Annotated in this window: 10 protein-coding genes, 2 tRNA genes and 1 rRNA gene; 5 read left to right on the plus strand and 8 right to left on the minus strand. The window is 46.6% G+C overall.

The features are described from left to right. Positions 1–3: 3 nt before the first annotated feature. The gene (locus VV1_RS02265) at positions 4–2,196 is read right to left on the minus strand and encodes an ABC transporter permease subunit (RefSeq protein WP_011078561.1); all 2,193 of its coding nucleotides are present in this window, start codon (positions 2,194–2,196) and stop codon (positions 4–6) included. Between the two features lie 197 nt (positions 2,197–2,393). On the opposite strand from VV1_RS02265, the gene ppk1 reads away from it, so the two are divergent. Continuing rightward, positions 2,394–4,496, plus strand: coding sequence for a polyphosphate kinase 1 (gene ppk1, locus VV1_RS02270; RefSeq protein ID WP_011078562.1), 2,103 nt, complete (start codon positions 2,394–2,396; stop codon positions 4,494–4,496). Beyond that, the gene (gene ppx / locus VV1_RS02275; protein ID WP_011078563.1) at positions 4,480–5,979 is read left to right on the plus strand and encodes an exopolyphosphatase; all 1,500 of its coding nucleotides are present in this window, start codon (positions 4,480–4,482) and stop codon (positions 5,977–5,979) included. The genes ppk1 and ppx overlap by 17 nt, the downstream gene beginning before the upstream one ends. A gap of 51 nt (positions 5,980–6,030) precedes the next feature. Here the strand turns inward: ppx and VV1_RS02280 are convergent, their stop codons facing one another. Genes VV1_RS02280 through phoB form a run of 3 tightly spaced genes read right to left on the minus strand, consistent with a single transcriptional unit; the run spans position 6,031 to position 8,989 of the window. Beyond that, on the minus strand, positions 6,031–6,984 hold the full coding sequence (locus tag VV1_RS02280) for a PstS family phosphate ABC transporter substrate-binding protein (RefSeq protein ID WP_011078564.1): 954 nt from the start codon (positions 6,982–6,984) through the stop codon (positions 6,031–6,033). Then, complete coding sequence (phoR, locus tag VV1_RS02285; RefSeq protein ID WP_011078565.1) at positions 6,981–8,279, minus strand: phosphate regulon sensor histidine kinase PhoR; 1,299 nt, start codon at positions 8,277–8,279, stop codon at positions 6,981–6,983. Before phoR ends, VV1_RS02280 begins: the two co-directional genes overlap by 4 nt. A gap of 20 nt (positions 8,280–8,299) precedes the next feature. Beyond that, positions 8,300–8,989, minus strand: a complete 690-nt coding sequence (gene phoB, locus VV1_RS02290; RefSeq protein ID WP_011078566.1) for a phosphate regulon transcriptional regulator PhoB — start codon at positions 8,987–8,989, stop codon at positions 8,300–8,302. Between the two features lie 218 nt (positions 8,990–9,207). Between phoB and rdgC the strand changes: the two genes are divergently transcribed. The 3 genes from rdgC to VV1_RS02305 all read left to right on the plus strand — a co-directional run bounded on the left by rdgC (position 9,208) and on the right by VV1_RS02305 (position 11,923). Continuing rightward, positions 9,208–10,122, plus strand: coding sequence for a recombination-associated protein RdgC (gene rdgC, locus VV1_RS02295; protein ID WP_011078567.1), 915 nt, complete (start codon positions 9,208–9,210; stop codon positions 10,120–10,122). Between the two features lie 142 nt (positions 10,123–10,264). Continuing rightward, entirely contained in the window at positions 10,265–11,665 is a 1,401-nt protein-coding gene (trhP, locus tag VV1_RS02300; RefSeq protein WP_011078568.1) for a prephenate-dependent tRNA uridine(34) hydroxylase TrhP, read from the plus strand. Between the two features lie 3 nt (positions 11,666–11,668). After that, positions 11,669–11,923 carry a YfhL family 4Fe-4S dicluster ferredoxin gene (locus VV1_RS02305; RefSeq protein WP_011078569.1) on the plus strand — a complete coding sequence of 85 codons (255 nt, stop codon included), beginning with the start codon at positions 11,669–11,671 and terminating at the stop codon, positions 11,921–11,923. A 34-nt stretch (positions 11,924–11,957) separates the two neighbouring features. Here VV1_RS02305 and mepA read toward each other — a convergent pair whose 3' ends face one another. The 4 genes from mepA to rrf all read right to left on the minus strand — a co-directional run bounded on the left by mepA (position 11,958) and on the right by rrf (position 13,363). Then, entirely contained in the window at positions 11,958–12,788 is an 831-nt protein-coding gene (gene mepA, locus VV1_RS02310) for a penicillin-insensitive murein endopeptidase (protein WP_011078570.1), read from the minus strand. Positions 12,789–12,994: 206 nt separating this feature from the next. Continuing rightward, positions 12,995–13,071 (minus strand) — tRNA-Trp (locus VV1_RS02315). A gap of 69 nt (positions 13,072–13,140) precedes the next feature. Further along, positions 13,141–13,217 (minus strand) — tRNA-Asp (locus tag VV1_RS02320). A gap of 30 nt (positions 13,218–13,247) precedes the next feature. After that, positions 13,248–13,363, minus strand: a 5S ribosomal RNA gene (gene rrf, locus VV1_RS02325). Between the last annotated feature and the right edge of the window lie 19 nt (positions 13,364–13,382).

The raw sequence follows: 13,382 nt of genomic DNA on the forward strand, positions 1-13,382 counted from the left end.
TGATCACAGCGCACGATATTTATCTCTTAATCTTTGGCGTACCCACTCGGCCAGCGAGTTGACGGCGAAGGTGAAAACAAACAGCAATAGGGCGGCTAAAAACAATAATCGGAAGTGCGAACTGCCCACTTCTGATTCCGGCAACTCAACCGCAATGGTCGCAGATAAGGTGCGCATCCCTTCCAAAATATTCCAATCCATTAGCGGCGTGTTTCCAGTCGCCATTAAAACGATCATGGTTTCGCCAACAGCACGCCCAAGCCCCATCATGATGGCAGAAAAAATTCCCGGGCTCGCGGTGAGAATCACCACATGAGTGAGCGTTTGCCACGCTGTCGCGCCCAGCGCCAAAGAACCATCAGAGAGATGCTTAGGCACGGAGAAAATCGCATCCTCCGCTATGGTAAAAATGGTTGGAATCACAGCAAAGCCCATGGCTAATCCCACCACCATCGCATTACGCTGGTCAAAACCAATCCCATGCTGCGATAAAAATAACCGAATATCGCCAGCAAAAAATAGCGTTTCCAATTCAGGAGCAAACTGCATTCCGAGCGCGACGACCAGCACCATACTCGGGATTAAGATCAGAGCATGCCAACCATTAGGAATACGATGTCGTATCGTCGCGGGCAACAGAGTCCAAAGTCCACCAATAAAGACGGTACTCAGAGGTAGCACAACCATCAGTAGCACCACACTGATCAGATGCTGCTCAACGATCGGTGCAAACCACAAGCCCGCTAAAAAACCGATAATGACCGTTGGCATCGCTTCCATTAGTTCAATGGAAGGTTTAACGATACGACGCATTTTCGGCGCCATAAAATAACCGGTATAGATGGCACCAAGAACAGCAATGGGAACAGAAAACAGCATGGCGAACAGCGCAGCCTTAATGGTACCAAAAGCAATCGGAACGATACTGAACTTCGCTTCAAAATCGTCACTTGCTGAAGTGGATTGCCAAACAAACTCGGGCTCTGGATAACCTTCATACCACACCTTTTGCCACAGCGATGACAGCGAAATTTCAGGGTATGGATTGTCCACCGTCGCCAGCGTTAATCGTTCGGGAAAATACGTTAAAAGGTATTGTTCATTATTCGACATAGCCGCCATCTGCGGGGCTTGTTGATAGGCGCGCAAAAACAGAGCCAATTTTTCACTGGTGGTATAGTGGCTCTGTAACGTTCCGTTGGTATAAAAACTGTAGAAGCCTTTACGATGCGTATCCGGCAAGAGGAATTGCACTTCTGAAGCTAACTTAAAATCACGAATGTGCGTCAATTTGCGCTGATTTTGCTGACGGGTATCAAACCATTGCGACACCCGGCCATCATTGTGGGTGACCAATAAAGAGTAGGCTCCGGCAAGCAGGTCTATTTGACGTACTGAGTGCTTCTGATCACCCAAGGTGAGATCAACAATCTCTCGCACAACAAATTGCTCATCACGCTTCTTCGCCACCACCAACTCAGAACCAGAACGTACGTAGAGGGTTTCTCCATCTGGCGTTATAAGAAGTTGCGATGCCGCATCAAAACTGGTTGCGAATTGGAAATCGCGTTGCACCCACTCACCTTGCACACTTTGCTGCCAACGAACGTGGACTCGTCCATCGTTTGTTAACCAAGTTAGCGTTGGAGAAGGTTCTACGTTACTGAACGCAAACCGTGCGATATCACTGCCTTGCGCCGCAAGACGAAAGTCAAAGCTAGGGGCATAAATCTCAACCTCAGGTCGTTGAACACTCTTCGCCAGCGAACTGTTAAAACGAGGTTTAAACAACGTCACTAGCCCTTGCTGAGAAACAAAGCCATAGCTGTCTAACGCAGAAACACTCTTGGCAAAAGCGGTCGGATTCTCACTGATTTGTGTTTCGAGTATTGCCTCACCACTATCTAGCTGCCAAAACGTTAGACGACCATCTTCGGTAATAGTCAATGCTCTAAGGCCATAATCATCAACAGCAATCGCGACGGGCGGCTTCGTCGCAATAGGCATACTGAGTTTATTGGGTTCTAGTTTAGCGTCCGAAAAGAGTGGGATCACCACCATCGCTAAATAGACAAAAATCAACACTAAGGCAGCCAAAACCCCAACACCGCCACTGGTTACAGCCAAACGAACTAGGCGATCTTTTAACAATCTCGACTTGTCTCTGGTCTGCAATGTGAACTCGGCTCTGGCCATCGAATTTTCTACCCTTTTTGACGTGCTGACATAATATTTCGTTAAGATGACAATTATATTACAGATCACATTAACCATATGAAAATAATACAACTATTATGATAGTCATGGTATGAAATAAATCTGTAACAAAAAACACATACTGTGCCTCCTTATTGAGTCCATTTTTAATTACATGATCAACGTCAGGCCAATTTATGAGTGCGGATAAATTCTATATAGAAAAAGAGCTTAGCTGGCTGTCATTCAATGAACGGGTATTACAAGAAGCCGCCGACAAAACCGTGCCGCTCATTGAGCGCATTCGCTTTCTTGGTATCTTCTCCAATAACTTGGATGAGTTTTACAAAGTGCGATTTTCGGATGTGAAACGCCGAATTTTGATTAATCGAGAGCAAGGTGGTAACGACATTTCAAAGCACTTGTTGTCAAAGATGCAGAGCAAAGCCTTAAAACTCAACGAACGCTTTGATGAACTCTACAATGAACTGATCCGAGATATGGCAAGGCGGCATATTTTTCTCGTCAACGAAAGCCAACTCGATGAAGCTCAACAAAAATGGATCATCAAATATTTCCAGAAAGAAGTGTTGCCTCACATCACTCCGCTGATGTTGACCGATGAAATTGACGTACTGCAGTTTTTGAAAGACGAGTACGCGTACATCGCTGTGGAGTTGAAACAACAAGAACAGGCCAAATATGCCTTACTGGAAATCCCCACCGATCACCTTCCTCGCTTCATTATGGTGCCAGAGCAAAAAGGCAAACGTAAGAAAACCATTATCTTGCTCGACAACATCATTCGCTTTTGCCTTAACGATATCTTCCGTGGCTTTTTTGACTACGACGAGCTCAATGGCTATGCGATGAAAATGACCCGAGACGCCGAATACGACTTGCGTCATGAAGTTGAATACAGCTTGCTAGAGCAGATGTCTGAAGGCCTCAGCCAACGCCTAACCGCCTTGCCAGTGCGCTTTGTTTACGAGCGAGACATGCCCGAGGACATGCTCAAATATCTCTGCTACAAACTCAAAATCTCTCATTACGACAGTTTGATTCCTGGCGGTCGTTATCACAATTTCAAAGACTTTATCGCCTTTCCAAACGTTGGACGTGACTACTTAGAGAACAAACCGCTGCCACCATTGGCCTGCGCAGATTTTGAAGGCTACGCCAACGCATTTGATGCCATTCGCAATCAAGATATTCTCCTGCACTACCCTTACCATAGCTTTGAACACATCACTGAGCTCGTGCGTCAGGCTTCGTTTGACCCCAAGGTGGTCAGTATCAAGATCAACGTTTATCGCGTTGCCAAAAACTCACGCTTAATGAACTCATTGATCGATGCGGTGCATAACGGCAAGCGGGTCACCGTGGTCGTAGAGTTACAGGCTCGTTTTGACGAAGAAGCCAATATTGAATGGTCTAAGCTGCTGACTGATGCCGGTGTGCACGTCATTTTTGGTGTGCCGGGGATGAAAATTCACGCCAAGTTACTACTGATCACACGTCGCGAAGAGCAAGGGTTCGTTCGCTACGCGCACATCGGTACGGGTAATTTCCACGAGCGCACTGCCCGTATCTACACCGACTTTTCGCTGCTTACGGCGGATCAAGAACTCGCTGCAGAAGTGAGAGGCGTGTTTAGTTACATCATGAATCCTTTCCGACCGATAAAATTTCGTCATCTCATCGTTTCCCCCAGAAACTCTCGCTCGCAACTTTATCGTTTATTGGATAGAGAAATTCACAACGCGCAAGCGGGCAAAAAAGCCTCAATTACCCTCAAAGTGAACAATTTGGTCGATAAAGGGTTGATCAGTAAGCTCTATGCGGCCAGCAGCGCTGGGGTGAAAATTCGCATGATCATTCGGGGCATGTGCTCATTGGTTCCTGGGTTAGAAGGGATTAGCGAAAACATTGAAATCATCAGCATCATTGATCGATTTTTAGAACACCCACGCGTGTTGGTGGTGCACAACGATGGTGATCCGCAAGTATTCATCTCTTCTGCGGACTGGATGGAACGCAACATCGATAACCGTATTGAGGTGATGTCCCCTGTACGTGATGCACGTATCAAACAACGGATTATCGATATTCTCAGCATCCAATTTACTGATACAGTGAAGGCTCGCCGCATCGACAAAGAGATGAGCAATAACTATGTTGAACGCGGTAATCGCAAAAAAATACGTTCTCAGATAGCCATCTACGACTATCTTAAAAATGTTGAGAAACATACGCGCAAGCAAAAGGGGCAAGTAGAACCGAATGACAACAACCAATAGTCGAGATATTGCCGCTATCGACCTAGGATCCAACAGTTTTCATATGGTCGTCGCCAAGGTGGTCGATGAAGATCTGCAATTGATCAGTCGCCACAAACAGCGAGTACATCTTGCTGATGGTTTAGATATGGAAATGAATTTAAGCCATTCTGCGATGGAAAGAGGCTTGGAATGTTTGGCGATGTTTGCTGAAAGGCTGCAAGGATTTGAGCCAGAAAACGTACGTATCGCTGCCACGCATACCCTACGCCAAGCACGAAACGCTCACTTATTTCTACAAAGAGCAAAGCAAGTGCTGCCCTTTCCCATCGAAATCATTCCTGGGGAAGAAGAAGCGCGCTTGATCTATTTGGGCGTGGCACATACTCAGTTAGAGGTCTCTTCCAAACTTGTGGTCGATATCGGTGGTGGCAGTACCGAGATGATCATCGGTAAGGATTTTGAGCCCGAGCTTCTAAACAGTAAACAAATGGGGTGCGTCAGTTTTACCAGCCGCTACTTTGCAAATGGTAAAATGACCAAGAAGAATTTCAATAAAGCGATGGTCGCTTGCGAGCAAAAACTCGAATCCATCGCCAGCCAATATCGGAAAAAAGGCTGGGAAATCGCTTACGGTTCTTCAGGCTCCATTAAAGCCATTCGTGAAGTTCTAGTGGGGATTGGTTTTGAGGATGGACTCATCACTCAAGCTCGTCTCAACACCTTAATGGATATGCTCTGTAGCTTCGAAACCATCGATGACATTCAATTGCCAGGCTTAACTGATGAGCGTAAACCGGTGTTTGCCGCAGGCGTAGCCATTCTTAGCGCCATTATCCAAACACTAAAGATTTCCGAAATGCATTACTCTGATGGCGCTCTGCGAGAAGGGTTACTCTATGAGATGGAAGCCCGTTTTGCGCGATCCGATTTACGCATGCGCACAACAGAAAACTTAGCGAAGAAGCACCTCGTTGATTTGGAGCATGCTGCGCGTGTGAAAGGGCTCGCCATTGAGCTTCTGGAGCAAGCTCATAAACCTCTAGGCATCAAAAGAGAGAGTGAACTTGCCACTCTGTTAGAATGGGCTGCGTTACTGCATGAGGTGGGATTAAGTATCAGCCTACGCGGCTTCCATCGCCATTCAGCCTACATTCTGCAACACACTAACATGCCTGGCTTTAACAGCGAACAACAACTGCTATTGGCTTTTCTTACTCGCTATCAGCGAAAGTCGCTCAAACTCACTGAACTTCCCGATTTCCATCTCTACAGCCGCGAGCAAGTGATCAACTTAATCCGTATATTGCGATTAGCCATTTTGATCAACGGGCAGCGCAATGACGATCCATTGCCTGAATTTCATCTACAGGTGAAAGAGAACCATTGGACATTGCAAGGTAAAGAAACGGATTGGCAGGAAAACAACAAATTACTTTCCGCGGATCTGCAAAGTGAACAAGAACGCTGGCAACAAGTAAACTGGCAGCTCGAGCTTGACTAACTGGCGCTGAAAAGCGCGAAACAATAAGGCCGCAGTGCGGCCTTATTGGGTTTATAACCCGACTTTTGCCAACTCTTGCTTGGCAAACTCTTCCGTTATCGACACGTAACCATCTTTCTCTACTAGCGCCTGTCCTTGTGCCGAGTAGATAAATTTAATGAACTCAGCTTCAATGGGGCTCAGAGCCTTACTCGGATGCTTGTTGACATACACATACAAATAACGTGAAAGAGGGTAATCGCCAGTCAGAATGTTTTCTCGACTCGGATAAACAAACTCATTACCTTGCTTAGCAATAGGAAGTAGGCGCACGCCCGCCACACGATAACCCACACCAGAGTAACCTATGCCACTGAGCGTGGATGCCACCGATTGCACTACCGAAGCCGACCCCGGCTGTTCATTCACTTGGCTTTTAAAATCGCCGCCACACAGGGCGTGCTTTTTGAAGTAGCCGTAGGTTCCAGAAACCGAATTGCGCCCAAAGAGCTGAAAGTTGCGCTTTGCCCACTCCGCATCAATACCAAGCTGCGCCCACGTGCTGACAAAATCTTCTGCACCACAGCGTAAAGTCGCGGAGAAAATGGCGTCCAACTGCGGAAAGTTGAGACCTTGAACCGGATTGTCTTGATGAACAAAAATACCGATGGCATCAATCGCAACTCGTAACGCCGTAGGTTTATAACCATGAGTTCGCTCAAAGGCTTCCACTTCTCTTAAACGCATTGGACGGCTCATTGGGCCAAACTGCGCCGTTTGCTCCGTCAGAGCGGGAGGCGCCGTTGAGGAGCCCGAGGCTTGCACCTGAGCATTGATGTTCGGATAAAGCGCCTTAAACTCTTCCACCCAAAGAGTGGTCATCCCCGCAAGCGTATCCGAGCCGACAGATAACAAATTCCCAGAAACACCGGGGATTTTTTTATAAGGTTGCAATGGTGTATCCAATGCCTGAGCACTCGCACTTATTCCACCCATCAACAATAAACTCAACCACCATCGTTTCATTTCGCCACCAATTTTGCCGGTAAAACGAATGAAAACTTACTGCCACTGCCAACTTTACTTTGGATATCCAAATGAGTGTCGTGATGAGTCAAAGCATGTTTTACAATCGCTAGACCTAAACCACTGCCTCCGGTGTCACGAGAGCGTGCTTTGTCAACACGATAAAAACGCTCCGTTAGACGATGGATATGTTGCGGTTCAATACCATCACCACTGTCTTCCACTTCTAGGCAAGCACCCTTGCTATTGCGATACCAACGAACCTGTACGCTTGCACCAGCAGGTGTGTACTTCACGGCATTGTATACTAGGTTCGAAATAGCACTGCGCAGTTGATCTTCATCGGCATAGACTTTAAGCGCTTTATCCACTTGGAAAGAGATGGCGTGCTGATTATCACCACTCAAACTTACCGCTTCTTTCTCTAGCACTTCCAGCATGGCGGGCACATCAACCACTTCATCCAACTCATGAATTGGCGACGCTTCGATCTTGGATAAGGTTAACAACTGATTCACTAAACTGTTCATTCGATTCAGCTGTTCCGTCATCACACGATGGGCTTTGCCCCACATGGGGCCAACCAACATGTCCGGGTCTTCGGTCATTTCGAGATAACCCTGAAGCACCGTCATTGGCGTACGTAACTCATGGGAAACATTAGCAAAAAAGTTTCGACGCATGCCTTCTAGCTGTTTCAACTGCGTCACGTCACGCACCACCATCAAGTGCTCACCTTCAGTATAAGGAACAATACGCAGTTCCAGCGTACGTTCAACGTTTAGCGGCGAGCACATTTCCAACGGTTCAGAAAAATCATTACCAGAGAGATATTTAATAAAGTCAGGAGTGCGAAGAAGATTAGAAATAGGCTGACCAGAATCTTCAGGCCAATGGAAACCTAATAGATGTTGCGCCAGCTTGTTACACCAGACAATGTTGCCCTCCGCACGAAACACCACAACCGCATCCGGCAACGATTCTGCACCATTGCGGAAACGACGGATCAAATTCGTCAGTTCTTTACGCTTGCGTCGCTGCCTTTGCTGTAAGCGATAAAGGCCATTAAACAGCGATTCCCAATTACCACTGCCCGATGGCGGCGTTAAACGCTTTTCATCCCAGAGCCACGCAGACAAACGTACCTGATTGTGTAAATGCCAACCAAGCTGCAAAGCCGTCGCCACCAAAAGCAGCCACGGCATATAGCCGAATATCCACCCAACAATCACCCAGGGGGTGTAAAAAAAAGCCAGCTCCCATGCCAGCTTTTTCCAAGTTAATCTTTCAACCACTCACAACTCCGACATGGTATTTACGCTTTCGTTGAGAAACGATAGCCCGCGCCTCGCACTGTTTGAATCAGTTTATCATGCCCTGCATCTTCTAGCGCTTTACGCAGGCGACGAATGTGAACATCAACCGTGCGATCTTCCACATAAACATTAGTGCCCCACACATTGTTCAACAGTTGCTCTCGACTGTACACGCGCTCTTGGTGGGTCATAAAGAAATGCAACATTTTGAATTCTGTTGGCCCCATATCAACAGGCGCGTCATTGGCCGTCACACGGTGAGAAACAGGATCGAGTTTAAGCCCTTGAACATCAATCACATCTTCTAGTGCGGTTGGCGTGACACGGCGAATCACCGCTTTAAGGCGAGCCACTAACTCTTTTGGCGAAAAAGGCTTGGTAATGTAATCGTCCGCACCGACTTCAAGGCCACGAACTTTGTCTTCTTCTTCACCACGAGCCGTCAACATCACCACAGGGATGTTACGCGTCAGCTCTTCACGCTTCATGTGCTTAATGAAATTGATGCCACTGCCACCTGGCAGCATCCAATCCAGTAATACTAAATCTGGGAAGGGTTCAGCAAGTTTGTTTACTGCCGTATCATAATCTTCAGCTTCAACCGCCTGGTAACCTTTCTGTTCAAGCACGAAACACAGCATTTCGCGAATTGGCGCTTCGTCCTCTACTACCAGAATCCTTCTAGACATAATTGAATAACCTTATGTAAGTTTGAATAATTTATAGGCCCTAGCCCTTTGCAACTGAAAGCATTATCACGTTCAATTATGACACTTTTGTGACCTTTGCAAACAAATTTTCATATAACTGTCTTTGTTGATTCATCTTGATTTTTTCCAACTCGATTAGGACAAGCCAGAAAAAATTGCCTATCATGTTGCCCCTGTATTTATCTTAGAGAAGCGCTATGTGGTTTAAAAACTGTATGGTCTATCGCGTGAATCGCGAGATTGAATTCAACGCAGATCAACTTGAAAAACAATTGGCAGAGTTCCGTTATACGCCTTGTGGCAGCCAGGATAAGCAAAAATTTGGCTGGGTAAGCGCGATGGGACGACACGGTGATATGATGACCCACGTGTCAGAAGACCGCATTCTTATCTGTGCTAAAAAAGAAGAAAAAATGCTGCCCGCTTCGGTGATCAAAGAATCACTGAATGCCAAAGTGGAAGCGATGGAAGCCCAAGAAGGCCGCCCGCTGAAGAAAAAAGAGAAAGAAACACTTAAAGAAGAGATCATCATTGATCTTCTACCACGAGCTTTCAGCCGCAGTAATCACACCTATGTGCTCATCTTGCCAAAAGAAGGGTTTATTTTGGTCGATGCCAGCAGCTACAAAAAAGCAGAAGACGTGCTCGCACTGCTGCGCAAAACCATGGGTAGCCTACCTGTTGTACCTGCGATTCCAGAAAAAGCGGTTGAGACCACGTTGACTGAATGGGTAAAAACAGGCCAAACACCACAAGGTTTCCATTTACTCGATGAAGCCGAACTTAAATCGGTTCTGGAAGATGGCGGCATTATTCGCTGTAAGAAGCAAGAGCTAACCAGCGACGAAATTCTCAGTCATATCGCTGCAGATAAAGTTGTGACAAAACTGGCCCTCAATTGGCAAGAGCGATTGGAGTTTGTTCTGGCCGATGATGCAAGCATCAAACGTTTGAAGTTTTCTGATGAATTACGCGATCAGAACGATGATATTCCGCGAGAAGATCAAGCCGCACGCTTTGATGCAGACTTTTCTCTCATGTGTGGCGAGCTGTCTGCATTTTTGCCAAACCTTTTTCAAGCACTGGGTGGTTTACCTCACCCTAACGCTTAAGCCTTTTCAACGCCTTCGCCACAGAAGGCGTTTTTCTCTCTTTTACCTAGTCAAGGATCACAATTTGGCGTAAAATTTGCGCCCCGATTCCATATGGTGGAATCGTACTGACCTGTGATCAGATAAAAAGAGAATTCAAGCAATGACATCAAATACACCCTTTGTTCCTGAGCTATTGTCGCCTGCGGGCAGTCTAAAGAATATGCGTTACGCATTTGCTTATGGCGCTGACGCGGTTTATGCAGGGCAACCTCGCTACAGCCTTCGTGTTCGTAACAATGAGTTCAATCACGAGAACCTAAAAATTGGTATCGACGAAGCGCATGCCTTAGGTAAGAAGTTCTATGTGGTATGTAACATTCAACCGCACAACTCTAAGCTAAAAACGTTTATCCGAGATTTGAAGCCGGTTGTGGATATGGGCCCAGACGCGCTAATCATGTCTGACCCAGGCTTGATCATGATGGTGCGTGAAGCCTTTCCTGATATGGCGATTCACCTGTCAGTTCAAGCCAACGCGGTGAACTGGGCAACGGTGAAGTTTTGGGCTGCATATGGTGTAGAGCGTGTCATTGTTTCTCGTGAGCTATCACTCGAAGAGATCGAAGAAATTCGTCAACAGTGTCCAGAAACAGAACTCGAAGTGTTCGTCCATGGCGCCTTGTGTATGGCTTACTCAGGTCGTTGCTTACTGTCTGGCTACATCAACAAACGCGACCCTAACCAAGGCACTTGTACTAACGCTTGTCGTTGGGAATACAAGGTTGAGCAAGGCAAAGAAGACGATGCAGGTCAAATCGTAGAACAGTTTGATCCAAATGCTGCGCAAGCGATCGAAGTGCAAGAAGAGCGCCCAGAAACCACCATTGGTCGTGGCAAACCCATCGACGATGTTGTTCTTCTATCAGAAAGTCATCGCCCTGACGAAAAAATGGCAGCATTTGAAGATGAGCACGGCACCTACATCATGAACTCAAAAGACCTACGTGCAGTTCAGCATGTAGAGCGCTTAACTCAGATGGGTGTTCATTCTCTGAAAATTGAAGGCCGTACTAAATCCTTCTACTATTGTGCACGTACGGCGCAAGTCTATCGTAAAGCCATTGATGATGCGGTAGCGGGCAAACCATTTGACGAAACACTAATGGGAACGCTAGAAAGCCTTGCTCACCGTGGATACACAGAAGGTTTCCTACGTCGTCACACTCATGACGCGTACCAAAATTATGACTACGGTTACTCCGTTTCAGATTCACAACAGTTTGTTGGTGAATTTACAGGCAAACGCCGCGGTGACTTGGCGGAAGTAGAAGTGAAAAATAAATTTGTTGTGGGTGATAGCCTAGAGCTAATGACGCCAAAAGGTAACGTCATTTTCACTCTTGAACAGATGGAAAACCGTAAGTCTGAGTCAATTGACGATGCAAAAGGTAACGGCCACTTTGTCTTTATTCCAGTTCCACAGGATATGGATCTGAGCTACGCGTTACTTATGCGTAACCTAAACGAAGGTCAGGATACCCGTAACCCAACAGGTAACTAAGCTATGGCATTGCTTATCACGGATAAGTGCATCAACTGTGACATGTGTGATCCTGAATGCCCAAATGGGGCGATTTCAATGGGCGATAAAATCTTTGAAATTGACCCTAACCTCTGCACCGAGTGTAAAGGGCATTACGACAAGCCGACCTGTCAGTCGGTTTGTCCTATTACAAAATGCATCATTACGGATCCAAACCACATCGAAACGGAAGAGCAACTGCTTGAAAAGTTTGTCATCATCCAAGGCTTAGCCTAATCGATATCAAATAAAGCGCCAATGGGCGCTTTATTTATTTCTCATGTTTCTGATTTAGTACCGTCACACATGCCTCAGAGATAGGCTCGGGCTCCAGTGCTTTTTTCGCCGGTGGCGTTGGACGCTCTATCCAGCTCAACACTTCTTCACCACAACCATCTCCCTCCGGCGGCAAAGCTTGCTCGATACAGTCATCGCTTCCTTGTGGGCAAGAGAGTCTCACATGCATGTGTGAAGAATGTCCCCACCAAGGCCTTACCTTTCTCAGCCACGACCTATGAGTGGATGTTTCCATTTGACATAAACGTTGCTTGATAACGGCGTGGACAAAAATTCTCGCTACCCTGCCATTTTCGGCTGCGGCTCGGATCAACTCGAATTGCTCATCACGCCATTCATCGGCACGAATAGTCATGGTATCGAAATTGACGACACTCGCAGTCTTTGCCTGTTCAAGCTCATATTTATTCAAAGGAGAGGTGTTTAGTTTAAGCCATACATCAATATCGAGTCCGGTTTGATGACTCGCATGACCAAAAGAAAAACGCCCACCTCGTGGTAAACTGACATCCGCAATCATTAGAGTCGAAGCCAAATGTGTATCCGCGTAATAGCCTAACTCTTGTATAAAAGTGACGGTTTCTGGATGCGCAAAGTAGCGATTACGCTCTGCACGCACAACTTGATACCCTTCCCCCTCTAGTGGTAAAGCGATACCACCATCTAAACAGCCATTTGCGTACGATCCTATTGATTGAGCACGTTCACGCGTTGGTGCGGTCACCAGTTCCCACGCTGTCATTTGTAATGCCCAAGTAGGTATTGAATACATCGCGCACAATGACGCCAGTATTTTAGCGAACATCCATTGATCCTTGCTTATTGTGAAGAAAGGTTTCTAAAGCATATTGCGACTAGGAAGTCATGATTTCAATTGAAGTGAACAAAAGCGTGAAATACAAGTAACAGTCATATCCATCGTCGAAAGCAGTGGATGATTGGACAACGATTATCGGTATAGGAATAGTAAAGAAACAAAAAAGCTCCGACCTAAGTCAGAGCCTTTGAATATGGCAGGGGTGGAGAGATTCGAACTCCCAACACGCGGATTTGGAATCCGCTGCTCTGCCAATTGGAGCTACACCCCTGTCGATTCATCAAAGATGATAAATCTCAGATTTGAAAAGACCTCGCTAAAAGCGAGGTCTTAGAATAAGTGGCGGAGCGGACGGGACTCGAACCCGCGACCCCCGGCGTGACAGGCCGGTATTCTAACCAACTGAACTACCGCTCCGCACTGGTTAGACCTAAGTCTAAATTAAAAGCCTGGCGATGTTCTACTCTCACATGGGGAAACCCCACACTACCATCGACGCTATTTCGTTTCACTTCTGAGTTCGGAATGGATTCAGGTGGGTCCAAAACGCTATGGTCGCCAAGCAAATTCTGTTTTTGTCTT

It is taken from the genome of Vibrio vulnificus CMCP6 (assembly GCF_000039765.1).
Lineage (GTDB): Bacteria > Pseudomonadota > Gammaproteobacteria > Enterobacterales > Vibrionaceae > Vibrio > Vibrio vulnificus_B.